At 67.4% G+C, this 16,522-nt stretch carries 14 protein-coding genes; 7 read left to right on the top strand and 7 right to left on the bottom strand.

The features are described 5' to 3' along the window. Positions 1-9 precede the first annotated feature (9 nt). Entirely contained in the window at positions 10-1,380 is a 1,371-nt protein-coding gene (locus CGU35_RS15590; RefSeq protein ID WP_100812383.1) for a glutamate decarboxylase, read from the top strand. On the opposite strand, the gene CGU35_RS15585 is transcribed toward CGU35_RS15590, so the two are convergent. The 3 genes from CGU35_RS15585 to CGU35_RS15575 all read right to left on the bottom strand — a co-directional run bounded on the left by CGU35_RS15585 (position 1,377) and on the right by CGU35_RS15575 (position 4,651). Further along, positions 1,377-3,107 (bottom strand): aldehyde dehydrogenase family protein, encoded by a 1,731-nt coding sequence (locus CGU35_RS15585; RefSeq protein ID WP_232711346.1) that lies wholly within the window; start codon positions 3,105-3,107, stop codon positions 1,377-1,379. The genes CGU35_RS15590 and CGU35_RS15585 overlap by 4 nt on opposite strands. Further along, positions 3,088-3,354: a glutaredoxin domain-containing protein gene (locus CGU35_RS15580; RefSeq protein ID WP_100812435.1), complete on the bottom strand. Its 267-nt coding sequence runs from the start codon at positions 3,352-3,354 to the stop codon at positions 3,088-3,090. Before CGU35_RS15580 ends, CGU35_RS15585 begins: the two co-directional genes overlap by 20 nt. Positions 3,355-3,439: 85 nt before the next feature. After that, a complete protein-coding gene (locus tag CGU35_RS15575; protein WP_100812381.1) occupies positions 3,440-4,651 on the bottom strand; it encodes a glycosyltransferase family 87 protein in 1,212 nt (403 codons plus the stop codon). 190 nt (positions 4,652-4,841) lie between these two features. Between CGU35_RS15575 and CGU35_RS15570 the strand changes: the two genes are divergently transcribed. The 5 genes from CGU35_RS15570 to CGU35_RS15550 all read left to right on the top strand — a co-directional run bounded on the left by CGU35_RS15570 (position 4,842) and on the right by CGU35_RS15550 (position 10,607). Next, positions 4,842-5,987 (top strand): glycosyltransferase, encoded by a 1,146-nt coding sequence (locus CGU35_RS15570; protein ID WP_100812434.1) that lies wholly within the window; start codon positions 4,842-4,844, stop codon positions 5,985-5,987. Between the two features lie 111 nt (positions 5,988-6,098). Continuing rightward, the gene (locus tag CGU35_RS15565; RefSeq protein ID WP_100812380.1) at positions 6,099-7,253 is read left to right on the top strand and encodes a glycosyltransferase; all 1,155 of its coding nucleotides are present in this window, start codon (positions 6,099-6,101) and stop codon (positions 7,251-7,253) included. Next, the gene (locus CGU35_RS15560) at positions 7,246-8,079 is read left to right on the top strand and encodes a phosphatase PAP2 family protein (protein WP_100812379.1); all 834 of its coding nucleotides are present in this window, start codon (positions 7,246-7,248) and stop codon (positions 8,077-8,079) included. Before CGU35_RS15565 ends, CGU35_RS15560 begins: the two co-directional genes overlap by 8 nt. Positions 8,080-8,161: 82 nt before the next feature. Continuing rightward, positions 8,162-10,012, top strand: a complete 1,851-nt coding sequence (locus CGU35_RS15555; RefSeq protein ID WP_100812378.1) for a polysaccharide biosynthesis tyrosine autokinase — start codon at positions 8,162-8,164, stop codon at positions 10,010-10,012. Beyond that, positions 9,918-10,607 (top strand): arsenate-mycothiol transferase ArsC, encoded by a 690-nt coding sequence (locus CGU35_RS15550; protein WP_100812377.1) that lies wholly within the window; start codon positions 9,918-9,920, stop codon positions 10,605-10,607. Before CGU35_RS15555 ends, CGU35_RS15550 begins: the two co-directional genes overlap by 95 nt. Here CGU35_RS15550 and CGU35_RS15545 read toward each other — a convergent pair. Continuing rightward, a complete protein-coding gene (locus CGU35_RS15545) occupies positions 10,604-11,755 on the bottom strand; it encodes a glycosyltransferase family 4 protein (RefSeq protein WP_100812376.1) in 1,152 nt (383 codons plus the stop codon). The genes CGU35_RS15550 and CGU35_RS15545 overlap by 4 nt on opposite strands. Beyond that, positions 11,752-13,062 (bottom strand): O-antigen ligase family protein, encoded by a 1,311-nt coding sequence (locus CGU35_RS18445; RefSeq protein WP_146048064.1) that lies wholly within the window; start codon positions 13,060-13,062, stop codon positions 11,752-11,754. Before CGU35_RS18445 ends, CGU35_RS15545 begins: the two co-directional genes overlap by 4 nt. A gap of 108 nt (positions 13,063-13,170) precedes the next feature. On the opposite strand from CGU35_RS18445, the gene CGU35_RS18440 reads away from it, so the two are divergent. Then, positions 13,171-14,370 (top strand): glycosyltransferase, encoded by a 1,200-nt coding sequence (locus CGU35_RS18440; protein WP_181003466.1) that lies wholly within the window; start codon positions 13,171-13,173, stop codon positions 14,368-14,370. On the opposite strand, the gene CGU35_RS15530 is transcribed toward CGU35_RS18440, so the two are convergent. Then, positions 14,367-15,365 carry a glycosyltransferase family 2 protein gene (locus CGU35_RS15530; protein WP_157814025.1) on the bottom strand — a complete coding sequence of 333 codons (999 nt, stop codon included), beginning with the start codon at positions 15,363-15,365 and terminating at the stop codon, positions 14,367-14,369. The two genes, CGU35_RS18440 and CGU35_RS15530, sit on opposite strands and share 4 nt — an antisense overlap. After that, positions 15,362-16,516, bottom strand: a complete 1,155-nt coding sequence (locus CGU35_RS15525) for a glycosyltransferase family 4 protein (RefSeq protein WP_181003465.1) — start codon at positions 16,514-16,516, stop codon at positions 15,362-15,364. The genes CGU35_RS15530 and CGU35_RS15525 overlap by 4 nt, the downstream gene beginning before the upstream one ends. Positions 16,517-16,522 lie beyond the last annotated feature (6 nt).

Below are 16,522 nucleotides of genomic sequence, written 5' to 3'. Positions count from 1 at the left end.
GAACCAGGAGTGCACGTGACCGACTCTGAACTGATCCCCGTCTTCTCACGCACGACGCGCAGTTCGTCGGTCGCCCGTGATCGCCTCGGTGCCGAAGAGATGCTTCCCGACACGGCGTACCAGATCGTGCACGACGAGGCGCTCCTCGACGGCAACGCGCGCCTCAACCTCGCGACCTTCGTGACCACGTGGATGGACGATCAAGCCGACCGCCTCTACGCCGAGACGGTCGACAAGAACATGATCGACAAGGATGAGTACCCCTCGACCGCAGCAGTCGAGAATCACTGCTGGCGCATCCTCGCCGACCTCTGGCACGCGCCCTCGGTACCGGATGCCATCGGCACCTCCACGACCGGATCGTCCGAGGCGTGCATGCTCGGCGGGCTGGCGTTCAAGCGCCGCTGGCAGCAGCGCCGTCGCGCCGAGGGCAAGTCGACCGAGAAGCCGAACCTCGTGATGTCGAGCGCGGTGCAGGTGTGCTGGGAGAAGTTCTGCAACTACTTCGAGGTCGAGCCGCGCTTCGTGCCGATGACCGAGGCGCACAAGATCTTCGACGGTCATGACCTCGAGAAGTACGTCGACGAGAACACGATCGGCGTCGTCGCGATCATCGGCGTGACCTACACCGGCATGTACGAGCCCGTGCGCGAGATCGCGGCGGCGCTCGATGCGATCCAGCGCAAGACCGGTCTCGACATCCCGATCCATGTGGACGGGGCATCCGGTGCCATGGTCGCGCCGTTCCTGCAGCCCGACCTGGAGTGGGACTTCCGCCTCGAGCGCGTGCACTCGATCAACACCTCGGGCCACAAGTACGGGGGCGTGTACCCGGGGCTCGGCTGGATCGTGTGGCGCGAGCGGCAGTGGTTGCCGGACGACCTCGTGCTCGACGTGTCGTACCTCGGTGGACACATGCCGACCTTCGCGCTCAACTTCTCGCGTCCCGGCGCGCAGGTGCTGCTGCAGTACTACCTGTTCCTGCGGCTCGGGTACGCGGGGTACACCGAGATGCAGCAGTCGTCGCAGGATGTCGCCGTGCACCTGTCGTCCGGGATCGCCGCGATGGCACCCTTCGAGCTCTGGAGCGACGGAACCGACATCCCGGTGTTCGCGTGGATGCTCAAAGAGGGCTACACCGACAAGTGGTCGTTGTACGACCTCAGCGACCGGCTGCGGATGCACGGATGGCTCGTGCCCGCGTACCCGATGCCCGTTCACCTCACCCACATCACGGTGCAGCGCATCGTCGTCCGCAAGGACCTCAGCCTCGATCTGGCCGACAAGTTCCTCGCCGATCTCGCAACCGAGGTCACCTACCTCGAGGCCCTGAAGTCACCCATGCCCGACATGGGTCGGCGCGCGGGCTTCCACCACTAAGCCCGAAGCGCCAGCGCGAGCGTGCGTGCGAGTCCCGCCGCGTTGTGCGTCATCTGGTACCGCGTGAACCCCTCGCTCACCTCGGCGCCGGTGCGCGCCGTGACGAACCACGGCGGCTTCGGCAGGACGGTCCGCTCGGCGGGGTCGCGCACGTCGCCGAGCGACCGCGGGAAAGGCCGGAACGGCCCGTGCACGACGGTGCGCTCGACGCCCTCGAGCAGGAGGGCATTATGGACGATCCCGATGCCGCTGCCCACGTCTTCGAGCGTGCCGCCGGGGAATGCCCCCCAGGTGCCGTTGGCGAGCAGGAAGTTGAAGCCCGTCCACGCGTTGATCGCGATGGCTCCGTAGCGCAGCTCGGCGATCGCCCGATCGAATCCCGCGCCGAGCGAGGCGCGGGTCGCGGGGTCGATCAGCAGGTTCGCTCCGAGTGTTCCGGTGAGCCGGTCGTTCGCGTAGGTCACCGCGGCGTCGAGGAACCGCTGCCCCGTGCCGGGGAGGTCGACGACGCCGAGGATCGGGGCGAAGTACTCCGTGGTCTCGAGCGCCGAGGCATCCTGATCCGCGTCGAGCACCATGAGCACGCGCTCGCCGCCGCCGTCGTATGTCTCCGCCACGGGTGTGCTCGCCGCGACCTCGGCCACACGCTCGGGCGCGTGCGGGTACCAGGTCGGGCGGTGCGGAGCGCGCAGGTAGGCGGCGCGGAGTTCCGAGAGGAAGGCGCCGCGCTGGGCCCAGTCGCGCGAGATCACGACCATCTGGCCTGCGATGCAGTTGTGTCCGGCGTTCTGCAGACGCATCGTCGCGACGTGCTCGGCCTGGAACCGCAGATCTGCGGCGGTCCATTCGCCGGGAACGACGATGACGGGCGAGACGCCACCGAGCTCCGCGGTGATCGGCTTGGCCAGGGCGGGGTCGTGGTCTTGCCGACGCCGCGCGGCCTCCTCGTCGGTACCCCACACGATCGCGTCGAAGGTGACCGCGGAGCCGGTGATGTGCACGTGATCGATCCCCGGATGCGTCGTCAGGGCCGCGCCGACCGCGCCATCGCCCGTGACGATCCGCACGAAGCTGGCCGCGATGAGCGGAGCCAGCGCTCGCCGGAAGACCGGGGCCAAGGCATCCATCGTCGGGTTGAGCTTCAGGATCGCGACGCGGTTCGCGGCGATCAGCTCGTAGAGCACGTCGAGGACGGGAATGGCCGTGACATTGCCCGCGCCGAGGACCAGGCCCACGCCCGCGCCGACCGCGGGATGCTTCTGGCCGAGGCCAGCCGCGCTGCGGGCGTCGACAGCGGTCACGCCCGGGCGCAGCCACACGTCGGCGGTGAAGCCGGAAAGCAGCAGAGCGTCGGCGCGCGTCGCCGGGAAGGCCGGCACGGTCACACGGCCACCGGGGGCCGTGCCGAGTTTCAACCCGTCGATCGGGCTGTGCCCCTCGCTCAGGGCCGTGAGGGTGCGGATGTACGCGTCGAGGGCGACGATCACCGCATAGGGGCCGCTCAGCCACTCCTCACCGCGCAGAGGGTGCCGACTGTCGAGGCCCTTGATGAGTGCCGCCTGCTCGGCCCAGTCCTGCGCGCACGAGACCACGCTGGCGCGCACGCGCTCGAAGAGGCGCGCGCGCTGCTCGAGCGTCAGGTGGGTCCAGGACGGAAGCCCGGCGCGGAGCGCAGCGACGTCGCGATCGAGCGCGACACCGATCGGGTCAGACGAGGTCGAGCTCACGGAGCTTCGACTCGACGTCGGCGTTCGACGGCTCGACCTGGAACGAAGCATCCGGATACACGACCACGGGGATGTTGGTGCGCCCCGAGATGTCGCGTGCGACATCCGCGGCCGACGGGTCGGCGACGAGGTCGACGTAGGTGTACGCGACACCGAGTTCGTCGAGCTGATTCTTGGTGCGGATGCAGTCGCGGCACCAATCGGCTCCGAACATCGTGATGGTTTCGGGAGAAGTCTCGGTCGTCATGCTGCAAGCCTAGAACCGCGGGGGAGCTTCGGCGCGATTCTCGCGGCCGACGTCTCGTCAGCCGACGCCAGTGACGCTGGGGCGCTCAGGAAGCGGGGCCGTTCGGGCGCGGCTCGATCGCCGTGCGCGGGACACGTCGCCACCGCATCGGGTAGCGCTGCTCGACGACGAACGCGGCCGTGCACACGGAGGCCGCGAGAAGCACCAACGCAGCGAGGATCACGATGGCGAGTTGCGGAGGCTCTCCGCTGCTGCTGCTGTCGAGGGGCGTCCAGCGGAAGGTCACCCCGAAGAACACCGCGCTGATCGCTGTCATGACCCAGTACCACGGCATGCGCGGGCGCGCGAGCAGATGGGCGACCCAGACCCAGACGAGCGGAAGCATGAGCAGGCGATAACCGAGGTGCGAAACGGGGATGAGGAGGATGACCGCGCCGGCGACGTTCCACATGGCCAGCGAGTCGGTCCCGGGCCGTCTCAGGATCAGGACGAGTAGCGCCACGACGGCGACTGCGAGGGTCCAACTGACGATCGCCCCGACCGGCTGGTGCGCCCCGAAGAGATGTCGCCCCACCCCCCACACCGAGTACGCGAGCAGCTGCTGATCGCTGAAATCGATCGTCCGCCTGATCCAGTCGGGAACGGTGGACGGGCCGCCGACGACGGTGATGATGAGGAGGACGGAAGCCGCCGAGATCGCCGCGACGAGGATGCCGCGAGCGGGGCGCGGTGCTCCCCTTCGGAGGAGCCACAGGCCGAGGCCGGCGGCCCATGTCTTGAAGAGGGCCGCACCGACCACCCCGACAGCAGACAGGGCCGCCCTCTGCCGAGACGCCGCGAGGACCGCCAGAGACGCTGCAAACATCACGAGGACGTCGTTCTGACCGAGCCACAGCTGGAGGGCCGTCACGCTGTTGAAAAGCAGCGTGACGAGGGCGACGCCCGCCAGGAGGGGACGCTGCCACCAACTGAGCATGGCCCAGAGGGCGGCGATGACCGCGGCGACCGTCGCCCAGCACGCGGCGAGCGAGAAGACCGTCCACGGGACGATCGCCGACTCGAGGCTCCCGAAGGGAATCATGAGCCAGGCGAAGGGGGGCAGGTACACGTACCCTTCTGCGGAATAGACGCTCTGTCCCGACGCGGCGTACCGGGCAGCATCTACGAAAACCGCCAGATCGATCCCGGGGTCGCCCGCGATCGCGCTGCGAAATCGTTGCTCCGTGAGCAGCGCGCCGACGGCGAGGACCGCCAGCCAGAGCACCGCGCGCACGATGTTCGATATGCGGTCGGACATGAGCGATCCCCGTTCTCAGTGCGTGGGTGAGCACCCGCGATTACGCTATCGGCCCGACGAGGTCCCGCGACACGTCGCATCATGGGGCGGTTCGCTTCAGGTTCTTGCGGCTTTCGCCGGCGTTGGTCGTCATGCCACTATGGAATCCGTCGCTCCACGGGGAGGAGCGCGCAGGCGTAGGGGGCCGCTCATCGAACTCTCGATCATCGTTCCGACGTTCAATGAGGCGCCCAACGTGGCGGAGCTCGTGCGTCGCATCGAAGCCGCTGTCCGGGGGATCGACTGTGAGGTCATCTTCGTCGATGACAGCACCGACGACACCCCCGAGATGGTGCGTACGGTCGCAGCCACGGCGCAGCTACCCGTCCGACTCATCCACCGCGCTCGTCCTGTCGGCGGTCTCGGTGGTGCGGTGATCGACGGGTATGCCGCGGCAGCATCCGATCTATGTCTCGTCATGGATGGCGACCTGCAGCACCCACCGGAGAAGATTCGGGAGCTGTACGAGCGATTCCAGCGGGGAGACGCGGACGTCGTCATCGCATCACGCTACGTCGGCGGGGGGACAGCGGGTGGGCTCGCAGACCAGACCCGTGTGCTCGTCTCGAAGGCTTCGACCATGGTCACGCGGGCGATGTTCCCGGTGCGTCTGCACGACGTCACCGACCCGATGACCGGCTTCTACCTCATCGACCGGCGCGCGATCGACCTCGAGGGGCTGAGGCCTCGTGGGTTCAAGATCCTGCTCGAGCTCCTGGCACGACAGAGCCTGCGCATCGCGGAGGTGCCCTTCGACTTCGCGGGCCGTCATGCCGGCGAGTCGAAGGCGTCGTTGCGCCAGGGTCTGCATTTCCTGACGCAGCTCGCGACGCTGAGGTTCGGCAAGATGTCGTTGTTCGCGATCGTGGGCGGACTCGGCGCGGTGGCGAACGTGCTCATCGTCTGGCTCCTGACGGCGATGAACGTCGATTACATCGTCGCCGCGATCATCGCCGCAGAGCTGACGATCATCGGGAATTTCATCCTCATCGAGCGATTCGTGTTCCACGACATGCGCGATCAGGCGTCGAGCGTGTGGTCACGGTTCGCGAAGTCGTTCGGCTTCAACAATGTCGAGGCCGTCATCCGGATTCCGATCCTGGCGCTCATCGTCGAAAACCTGCACATCTCGAGCGTGCTCGCGACGGGGATCACGCTCGTCGTCGCCTTTTTCGCTCGCTTCGTGTTCCATTCCCTCGTCGTCTACGCGCCGACGAAGGCTGACGCCAGGACCACGGCTTTCCGGCAGGCTGTCGTGAAGATCGATGAGCAGGTCATGCAGCCCGGCGAACTCTAGCCCCGAGGGTGAGGGATCTTTCGAGGACAACCGTGGTGGCCGAGCCGCGGGCGGCCTGAGTAAGGTGAGGGCTTGCGATCCGATCGGGGACGATCGCGAACCGGAGGGCGCATGACCTCGGACGACACGACGATCCAGCCCGTCGACGGACTGACCATCGCGGTCGCGCACGACTATCTGACCCAACGTGGCGGGGCCGAGCGAGTCGCGCTCGCGATCGCTCGGACGTTCCCCCGGGCTGCCTTGCACACATCGCTGTACGATCCGTCGGCGACATTCCCCGAGTTCGACTCGATCGATGTGCGCACGATGCAGGTGAACCGGTGGGGGGTGCTGCGTCGACACCATCGTCTGGCATTGCCCTTCCTCGCGCGGGCAGTTTCGGGTCATCACGTGGACGCCGATGTGCTGGTGGCTTCGTCGAGCGGCTGGGCCCACGGGATCCCCACCAGCGGACGGAAGATCGTCTACTGCCATGCGCCGGCCCGGTGGCTCTACCAGGCCGATCGATACGCGGGTGACCCCGGCTCTCGAGGACTACGGTCCCGTGCTGTCTCCGCTGCGACGTCGATCCTGGGCCCGGGGCTTCGGAGGTGGGACCAGGCCGCTGCGGCATCGGCCGACCGCTATCTCGTCAACTCTCGCGTCGTCCAGGCGGCCGTTCGCGATGTCTACGGGATCGACGCCGAGGTCCTCCCGCCGCCGCCCGCGCCGTTCGACCGCTCGGCCGCGCCCGAAGCGGTGCCGGGCATCGAGCGGCCCTTCGTGCTCTGTGTCGCGCGTCTTCTGCCGTACAAGAACGTCGACGTCGTGATCGAGGCCGTTGCCGCGGTGCCCGACATCGACCTTGTCGTGGTGGGCACCGGTCCCGATCACGCGCGCCTCGAGACGCTCGCGCGTGCCGTCGGTGGGACACATCTCCTCGGACGTGTCTCCGATGCCCGGTTGCGCTGGCTCTACGAGAACTCGTCGGGCCTGGTCGCGGCCTCCTATGAGGACTTCGGTCTCTCGCCGCTGGAGGCGGCCTCATTCGGCAAGGCCACCATCGCCCTCCGCGACGGTGGCTACCTCGACACAGTCGAGGAGGGGGTGAACGGTGTGTTCTTCGACCGCGTGAATCGGGATGCCGTCAGCGCCGCTGTCGAACAGGCCATCTCCGCGGACTGGGATGCAGAACGCATCCGTGCCCATGCCGATACGTTCTCCGAAGAGCGGTTCTCCAACCGGCTCAGGCAGATCGTCTCCGAGGAGATCGGTCGTGGCTGACCGCCCGGTCGCGCTCAGACCCTCTCGTGTCCGCTCCTCGATACTCGCCGCGGTGTGCGCCGTCGGTTTCATCGCCCTCTACGCGACCGCGATTCTCACACCGTCGGGGCAAGCCTTGGACGCCGCGTCCCTTGGCACCTTCCCGACGTTCCGCGGCGAGGGGTGGCTTGCCGTATACGGAGCACGAGACCTCCTGCTTCTGGCCCTCTTGGGCGCTGCCGCTGTCGCGGGTGTCGAGTGCATCATCCGTCGTCGATGGGTTGCAGCGATCGCGGGCTGCGCGCTGATCGGAGCGACAGCGGTGGCCGGTATTCTCCTCAAGTCGGGCCTGCCCCGCCCTGATCTCGGTGAACAGGCGTATCTTTACCAGACCTTTCCGAGCGGGCACGCTGCCGTCGCGCTGGCCGCCGTCGTGGCGACCATCTGGTTCGGACCGCGCTGGTTGCGCCCGATCGTAGTTCTGGTCATGGGATCGGTCGCCGTGTTCATCGCGATGGCTTCGCTGCTGTCCTTCGCCCATCGCGCGAGTGACATCCTCGGTGGCGCGCTGATGGTGGGTGCCTTCGCCGGAGCCACGTCGGCGATTCTCGGTTCGCAGCGCGTCCGCTTTCCGAGCGCGCGTGCCGTGGTTTGTCTTCTCGGGAGCGGGAGCGTTCTCGTCGGTGCGGCCCTCTACGCGATGGCGCTGGCGGTGCTGGCGGCAGGTCTCGCCGGAACTATACCGATCCTCGACGTGATCGCCTCGTCAGTGACACTGACGGTGGGCGGCGTCATGGCGGTGGTGCTGGCCGATCAACACCCCATCCGAACGGCCGCAACATCGTAGCGGGGATCTCCAGGGTACGTATGGTTGTATTAGTGGGCGTTCTCGCGCGTGTGCTTGAGAACGGAGGGGGCTAGGGACTTAGGTGACACTTCGACAGGTCTTGGACGTGCTGTGGAAGCGCAAGTGGACGATCGTCGCGGTGATCGCCATCGCACTTGTCACCGCTGTCGCGTACCTGCAGCTGCGGACCGTCTCGTACCAGAGCGCGGGAATCGTCCGACTGAATTCCGCCGTGACGCAGGCGGCTCTCGCGGGCGAGATCGGTGGCATATCGGTCGAACTCGATGCGGACGTCGTGACGTCGGCCGCTGTTCTCGATCCGGCTGCGGCCTCGCTCGGAGATACCTCGGACGAGCTTGCTTCGGCGGTCCTCGTCGAGGCGACGAGCGACGAACGACTCGTCCGAATCACCGTCTCGGCCCAAGGACCCACTCCCGACGTGGCCCAGTCGCGAGTTCAGGCCGTCCTGGTCTCCTACCAGGCCTACGTCGACGCACAGATGGCATCCGCGCTCACCTCCCTGCAGGATCGACAGCAGGACGCGATCGCCGAGGTTCGCAATATCCAAGCCCAACTGGAGGCGGCCCCCGGCGATCCGATCGCCAACGTCAACCTGGCTACCGAGCTGTCAAAGATGACGTCTGCGACCGGTGCCATAGAGGTGCTCACAAACGCCGGAACGAGTAATACGACGGTGGTCGCTGGGCCCTATCCCGGGGAGCTGACGGTACCCACCCCTCTCGTCATCTTGTCGCTCGCGCTGCTGACGGGTCTCGTCATCGGGGTCGCCATCGTGCTCATCCGCGACCAGTTCGATGACCGGCTCCGAGGCGAGGACGAAGTGGAAGCGCTGACGGGTGTGCGATCCATCGGCGAGCTCAGCTGGGACCGCAAGCTCGGCCGGTTGGACCCGCCATTGCCGGTGGCGCACAACGAGCGGACGGACCTCAGCGAACGTTTGCGGACGCTGCGTTCCAATCTCGCCGTTTCTCTGCCGGCAAGAGGGGCGGCTTTCGTTGTGACGAGCGTGGAGCCGGGCGACGGCAAGTCCTTCGTCTCGGCGAATCTCGCCCTCGCATGGGCGAGAGGGGGCAAAAAGGTCATTCTGGTCGGTGGAGACCTGCGGCGACCGAATCTTGGTCGTTACTTCGGTGACGCGGCTGACGGTGAAGGCCTCAGCGATATCCTCGAAGAGCACGAAGACGGCGCTGACCTCGCGGTCGGGTCGGTCGAGTCTCGGCTCAACTCGACCCGGTACCGAAGGCTCACGATCCTGCCTTCGGGCGCGGAACCTGCAGAGCCGGCGGACCTGTTCGCAACGCCGATCTTGGGAAGCCTGATCCTTCAGCTTCGGACGCTCGCGGATATCGTCATCATCGATTCCCCGCCGGCGATCGGAATCACAGATGCCGCGCTGCTCGCGGCACATACCGATGGCGCGATCGTCCTGGCGTCCGCAAACCGCACGGACCGCGGGCGCCTGGTAGAGACGATCGACGCGCTGCGTGCCGCGGGCACGGAGGTCATCGGCGTCGTCGTCAACCGCAGTCGCCGCAAGCTGCCGAAGTCGTACGCGAGTTACTACCTCGCGGACGAGAAGGATGTGTCGCGCACGCCGTCGTTGTCCCCCGTTCCGTCGGCGGTCGGCCCCGTATCCCGGAGCGAGATGGATGACGAGGAGGCGCCGTTGAGGCGCAGTCGAGTCGGGACGGGTGAGGCGACGGACGACGGGCAGTTAGACGATGAGTTCCTCGATGAGAGCTTCGAGGACTTCGACGACTTCGATGACCTCGATGACCTAGCGGCCGAAGAGTTGTCGACAGGCGACGCCCCGGAGCATGCCGATGCGGAATCAGATCTGTCCGGGTCCGCAGCCCGGGGCGATTCAGCCGCACCATCTCATGACCCCCAGACCCCTCGAGTCCGTGAATAGGGGCATGCTGAGCTTTTCATTCCCCGTCAGGTCACCGGACCCCGAGCCGGGCATCGCGCACGTGCTGATCGTGTGCCAAGCCAACCAGTGCCGCTCCCCCTATGCGGCCGCGATCGCGCGTCAACGCGCGGGGGAGGGGTCCGTCCGTTTCGAGTCGGGAGGACTTATCCGGGGCGGTCGACCGATGCCGGAAACCGGTCGCCTCCTCGCGCCCCAGTACGGGCTGGACTTCGACGCGCACCGCAGTCGGGAGGTGGACCTCGCTGACTTCCGCGGATTCGATCTCGTGCTGGCGATGGCGCGGGAGCAGGCGCGCGAACTCGTGGTCGCCGACCCGGATGCCTGGCCGCGGATCTTCACGGTGAAGCAGTTCGCCCGATGGATCGAGAAGAACCCTCGTCCACCCGGAGTCGACCTGGGTCCCTGGCTCGACACCGTGGCCGCCGATCGACCTCGAACGTCCTTGATCGGATCGGACGAGGCCGATGATGTGGCGGACCCGGTCGGTCTTCCGGCCGCGGCCTGGCACAGCATGATCGCCGAGGTCGCCGCCAACGTCGAGGTGATCGTCGACGGAATCTCCCGCGTCCGCTAGGGGCATGAGACGCGGTCCAGTGTTGACCGCAGCTGCCCCCACGCCCATCCCCAGGTGCGTGATTCCGCGCGGGCACGCGCGGAAGCGGCCAGGCGAGCGCGCTCCCCCGAGTCGGAGGCGAGATGGTCGAGCGCCTCGGCGAGGGATCCGGGATCATCCGGGGGGACGATGATGCCGGCATCACCGATGACATCGGGGATGCCTCCGGTCCGGGCCGCGATCACGGGGAGTCCGGTCGCGAGTGCTTCGCCGGCGGTGAGCGCGCTCGGCTCCGCCCACCGGGAGGGCACGATGAAGACGTCGGCTGTCCTGAGCAGTTCCGGGACTCGAGCCCGGTCCGCGAACCTCTCGAAGACGACGGGACCACGCACGTTCGCCGCGTGGTCCCGCAGGGAGGACTCATAGGCGGTCAGGGGGGCCTCCCGGTCGAAGCCGGCGCTTCCGACGATGACGATCTCGATGTCGTCGCGCTGCAGCCGGGAGGCAGCCTTCAGAAGGATGTCTGCTCCCTTCTCTGGTACTACTCGGCCGACGAACATGACGCGGAGACGGGTCCCCGAGGTGGTCTGCGCCGCCGGATGGAAGGTATCGATGTCGACGCCATTCGCGACGACATGCACGCGAGCGGCGAGGTCACGAGGCAAGCGTGCGACTGTTCGGTCGGCAAGGAATTCGCTCACGCACACGATCGCACGCACGTCCCCGAGGGAACGCCGTGCCTCCGCGTGTCCGATCGTCCGGAGGATGTCGTTGTGGGCATACAACACGACGTCGTGCTCCTGCGCCCTCAGCAAGCGCGGCAGAGCAGGTGCGTTGTGGGCGAGCACGATCGACCGCTCGATGCCCTTCATGACATCGGCGAGCGGCTGGAACGCACGCGCGGCGGATGGTCGGGGAAGCCCCAAGGTTCCCAGGGCGGCGTCCACCGCACGAGCCGCGCGACCAGGATAGGGCGCTCCCTCGTACTCTCGGATCGCAGCGGAGGGATAGCGTGGCTGGAAGGTCGCCGCGTCGAGGAGAACGGTGTGTTCGGCATCCTGCGCCCGCGTCGCGGCTCCCGCGAGCCCGTGCACCACTGTCGGGATCGCCGACCCCGTGCGAGGGGAGAAGTGATCTCCCGGTGTAATCGCGTGGACGACGGGATTCATCGGGTACGGGCCCCTCGTGTACGCCGCCAGACGGTCTGCACGGGGTGAGGTGTGCGCACGATGCCCTCGGCGCGATCGCGCTCCTTCACGCCGTAACAGATCCCCGCGACGATCCACAGGAGCGAAGCGTGACCCGCGACCCAATAGAGGTCGAGCTGGCCCTGCGCGAGACGGGCGACGACGGTCGCCAATCCGATCGTTCCGTATACGGGATCCATGCGCCACAGCAGCCAGATCGCGGCCCCGAACATCCCGAGGAAGCCGATGAGTCCAAGGATTCCCGTCGTCGTGAGGACTTCGAGTTCGGCATTCGGCGGTTGGAAGCCGCCGTATCCCGTATGCCCGGTCGTCCACCAGCGGTGCCCGACACCGTAGATCGGAGACATGAGCCAGACGGCCAGGGAGTCGACATACCAGAGCAGGCGTTGTGAGGCGGAGTTGAACGGGTTGTCCTCGGTGAGCTGCTCGACCACGGCTAGGTAGATGAACCACGCGGTGGGGATCAGCAGGAGCGGCATCCACCGCGAGCGCTTCCCGTTGTGGAACCGCGGGCGCGTGCCGATGATCAGCACGCCGATCAGCGTCCCGACGAGGGCCTGGCGAGAGGACAGCATGCCGAGACCGCAGAGACCGAAGGCTGCGTACGCCCAGATCGGTCTCCAACCCATCCACGGGGGATTGGCGAACGCGATGATCGCACCGTACATCAGGAAGGCGCCGATCGCGTTCTTATGCCACGGTCCGACATATCCGCCGCCGCCTGTCAGGTTCGAGGCGATGGCGAAGAGCGCCATGACGGAGCACAGGACGACGAACAACGAGAGAGCGAGCCTCGCCTTGCCCTCCCGACCGATCACGAAGCCGACGAGGGCGGCGCCGATGACGAGCAGCACCTCGTGCGCCCACTCCACGTAGTTCTCGGTGTAACGATTGAGCACCAGTTGGGGCAGCGTCAACGCCAGGTAGAACGCGCCTGCCCAGAGCAGCGGCTGCAGCGTCTTCACTCCACGGCCCCGAATCATGAGGAGCGCGACGATCATCGCCAGTCCGAGGGCGAGATCCGCGACGCTCATCGGGCCCGCGCGCACGAAGACGAGGACGCTCGCCAGGAAGCCGATGACCAGAACATACGTCAGGTCGATGAACGCGATGGCCAGCAGCAAGAGGACGATCGCGGCAGGGACCGCAAGCTCGGGGTAACGTCCGCTCAGGTATCCGGCAAGCACACCCGCTGCGGCGATCGCCGCGATGCCCGCCGCTCCCCGCACGACGGTGGGAACCGTACCGGAGGGGAGCAGGGTGCGCACGTCCCCATGGTACGGAGCGGAGACGGATTCCGCTTGGCCGCATGCTGCTCGTGCGGATGTGGTGTGATCGATGTCGGAGTACGGGTCGGCAGAGGGAGGGGCGCGGACGTGCAACACAACACCGAGCCGGTTTCGGTGCTCGTCGTGTCCCACACGGGCGAGCTCGGCGGCGCCGAGCGTGCCCTCCTGCGCTTGATCGCGGCAGCCGATGGCCGATTTGAGATCCGGGTCCTGACGATGGCCGACGGAAGCTTCGCGAACGAAGTGCGCGCGGCGGGCTTCCCGCTCAGCGTGCTGGACGGGGGCGATGCCGTTCGTGTGACCCGCGCTCAGGTCGCATCTCTCGGAGGAGCCGCCGGCAACTTCTTTGGCACGCTGTCGCTCTCTCGGAGGCTGCGACGCGCCATTCGAGAGATCGCACCGGATCTCATCGTTGCCAACTCGCTCAAAGCCGCCGTGCTCGTGGGAGTCGTCGCGGGTCGACGACGCTGGGTGTGGCACCTCCACGATCGCCTGGCCTTCGACTATCTCGCCGCGCCGATCGCCATCGCGCTGCGGCTGCTCGCACGGATCGGGCCGCGTCGCATCGTGGCGAACTCCGTCGCGACGGCCGCCACGGCGGGGCGTCTGCCCGCCGGTCGTGTCGCCGTTGCGTACCCAGGGCTCGAGGCATCCGTGTTCGCGCGTCCGAAACGCTCGCCGGGCCGCGGACCGGTCGGGATCGTCGGGCGCGTCGGAGCGACGAAGGGCCAGAAGCAGTTCGTCGAGGCTGCGGAGCGCGTTGCGCGTGTGTATCCGAGATTGCGGTTCCGCATCGTGGGGACAGCGCTCTTCGAGGACGCTCCGTACGCGTCCGCGCTCACCCGGCAGATCGCGTACTCCGAGATCTCCGACCGCGTCGAGCAAGCGGGCTGGTCCGATTCACCCGCGACGGAGTTCCGCCAGCTCGGCCTGCTCGTGCATGCTTCGCCCGTTCCCGAGCCGTTCGGACAGGTGATCGTCGAGGCGCTTGCGGTGGGGACCCCGGTCGTTGCGACGGACGGCGGCGGCGTAGGCGAGATCCTCGACCCACGACGGGAGTCGACCGTCATCGCGGATGGAGTCCGCCGGGGTGCATTCGGGCTGCTCGTGCGCCCCGGAGACGCAGGAGCACTCGCTGTCGCGATCTCGTGGATGCTCGAGCATCCCGGTGACTCTGCCTCCATGGTTCGGGGAGCTCACCGGGATATCCGTGATCGCTTCTCGATCGAACGGACGTGGTCGGTCGTCGCACGCGTGTGGCTGGAGGCGCTCGGCCGCGGAGACTAGGGCGTCCCCACCCCGGCCCGACGGTCACGGCGACGTCCGTCCCATCCCGCCCAGACCCCGGCCGCGAGGCCTGCCAGTTCGACTGCGGAGCGACTGAGGATCACGGGTGCCGTCAGCCGCCGCGTCAGGGAGACTCTCGCGCCGTCCTCATCGACGCCGCGCAGCATGAATCGGGCAACTTGCGCGTAGTAGTGCCGCTGCTGGCGGAGCGCGGTCCGGCCGTACCGTGGCAGGTACGCGCTTCGCCATCCGAAGACACGGGCCAGGAGCATGACATGGTTGCGACGCGAATAGTAGAGGTAGCGGCGGTCGAAGCGCTTACCGCCGATCTGGTACGGAGCCGCGACATGCCGGACCAGAACGGCAGGGTCGAAGATGAGTCGTAGCCCCGCGGCACGAAGCCGCAGGCAGGTGTCCGACTCCTCGCGCAAGCAGGTTCCGGGGTAGTTCCCGCGGATGCCGCCGTGTTCGAGCAGAACGGCCCGACGGTACGTCTGATTCGCTCCCAGGAAATGGTCGACGTCGATCCGTCGTCCGGGGTTTGCGGCGAAGTAGCCGGTGATATCGCCATTCGGCAGAAGCCGTCCGATCGAGGCCAATCCCACCGCATCTTCACCCGGGATGCCGTTGTCGGCCCTCCCCCCGACGCCGGCGACCGAAGGGTCCGCGTACGCAGCGACGAGACGGTCGATCCAATCCTCGGCGACGTAGGCGTCGTCGTCGATGAAGGCGATGATGTCGCCGGTCGCCGCAGCGAGGCCGATCTGACGGGACTCCGACATCGTGCCCTTGCCGAGATCGTTGCGCAGGTACAGGACGTCGGGGTGATCCGAGGCGATCAGGTCGCGCGTACGCGCGTCCGGCGAGCCGTCGACTGCGATGATCTGGTGCGGCGCCGTTTCGAGAGCTCGGAGGTGGCGGATGCACTCCGCGATGTAGTCCGGGCGGGCATACGTGATGATGACGACGGAAACCGTTGTCTGCTCGGGATTCACTCGGGTCTCCTCCATCGGTCTGCGGGTGCCTCGGCGGTCACGGCTCGCAGGACATCCTCGTAGGAATCCGAGACCGCTCGCCACGAGAATCGTTGTGCCGATGCGCGCCCGGCGCGCCCGAGCCGCCTCTGCACGACCGGTTCGGATGCTACGCGAATAAGCAGGCGTGCAAGTTCGGTGATGTCTCGGGGCTCGAAGAGGAGACCGTCTACATCATCGGTCACGAACTCCGGTGGCCCTCCGTGCTTCGTCACGATGACCGGTATGCCGGACCTCCAGCCTTCGAGCACGACGATTCCGAACGCCTCGACGCGACTGGGGACGACGTGAGCGACCGCGCCGTCCAGGAGAGCCCGGATCTGCGCTCGCCGTTGGGATCCGACGAAGTGCACACGTTCCGCCACCCCCAATCGGGCAGCGAGCGTTTCCAGAGGCCCCCGCTCGGGGCCGTCCCCGGCGATGACGAGATCGACACCAGCAAGCGCGGGGTCCGTGTGGGCCTCCGCATAGGCGCCGACGAGGTGATGGAATCCCTTGTTCTCGACGAGCCGTCCCACGCCCGCCAGGTAGCGAGCGGGAAGCGGGGCGTCCACGGGTTCGCTCGACAGGTCCAGGTCGATGCCGTTCCCGACGACGGTCGGGGGCACGGATGCGCCGAAACGAGCGAGGTCTGCGGCAGCGAACCGTGAGCAGGATACGACGGCCGCCGCGCGCGCGAGGGTGCGCCTCAGCGATCGGCGCATCAACGCCGACGCGTCGAACGCCCCGTGGGCGTCCATGAACGTCTCGCCGTGATTGCTGTAGATCAGCGGCGTGTTCGTGCGGCGCGCGAGAAGCGTCGCGTAGGGGCCGTTCGCTCCGAAGCACTGGATGACGATGACATCGGGTCGGTCCAGGCGGTAAGCCCTTCGCCAGGCGCGCCAGGCCCGCGGAGCAGACACGGCCCAACTCAGAAGCCCGCGCAACGAACGGTTGGGCAGCGGAGTGGGCAGATAGCGCAACGGCGTCCCGTCGTCGTCCGCGGGGGTGGCATCGCCTTGATCGACGGCCCAGATGGTGACCGCGTGGCCGTTGGACCTCAGTTCGTGAGCAAGGAACGAGACGTGCTCCTCGACGCCTCCCACGCGGGGGAGGAAGGAGCTCGTCGCCAACGCGAT

The sequence above is a fragment of the Microbacterium sp. BR1 genome (assembly GCF_002812725.1).
GTDB lineage: Bacteria > Actinomycetota > Actinomycetes > Actinomycetales > Microbacteriaceae > Microbacterium.
The sequence above is the reverse complement of the archived record's forward strand: the minus strand, read 5'-3'. Positions and strand labels throughout refer to the sequence as shown.

Excerpts from the sequence above, each read along its gene's own strand:
- CGU35_RS15580 (WP_100812435.1), bottom strand. The coding sequence starts at position 3,354 with ATGACGACCGAGACTTCTCCCGAAACCATCACGATGTTCGGAGCCGAT.
- CGU35_RS15545 (WP_100812376.1), bottom strand. The coding sequence starts at position 11,755 with ATGAATCCCGTCGTCCACGCGATTACACCGGGAGATCACTTCTCCCCT.
- CGU35_RS15575 (WP_100812381.1), bottom strand. The coding sequence starts at position 4,651 with ATGTCCGACCGCATATCGAACATCGTGCGCGCGGTGCTCTGGCTGGCG.
- CGU35_RS15565 (WP_100812380.1), top strand. The coding sequence starts at position 6,099 with ATGACCTCGGACGACACGACGATCCAGCCCGTCGACGGACTGACCATC.
- CGU35_RS15550 (WP_100812377.1), top strand. The coding sequence starts at position 9,918 with ATGCCGATGCGGAATCAGATCTGTCCGGGTCCGCAGCCCGGGGCGATT.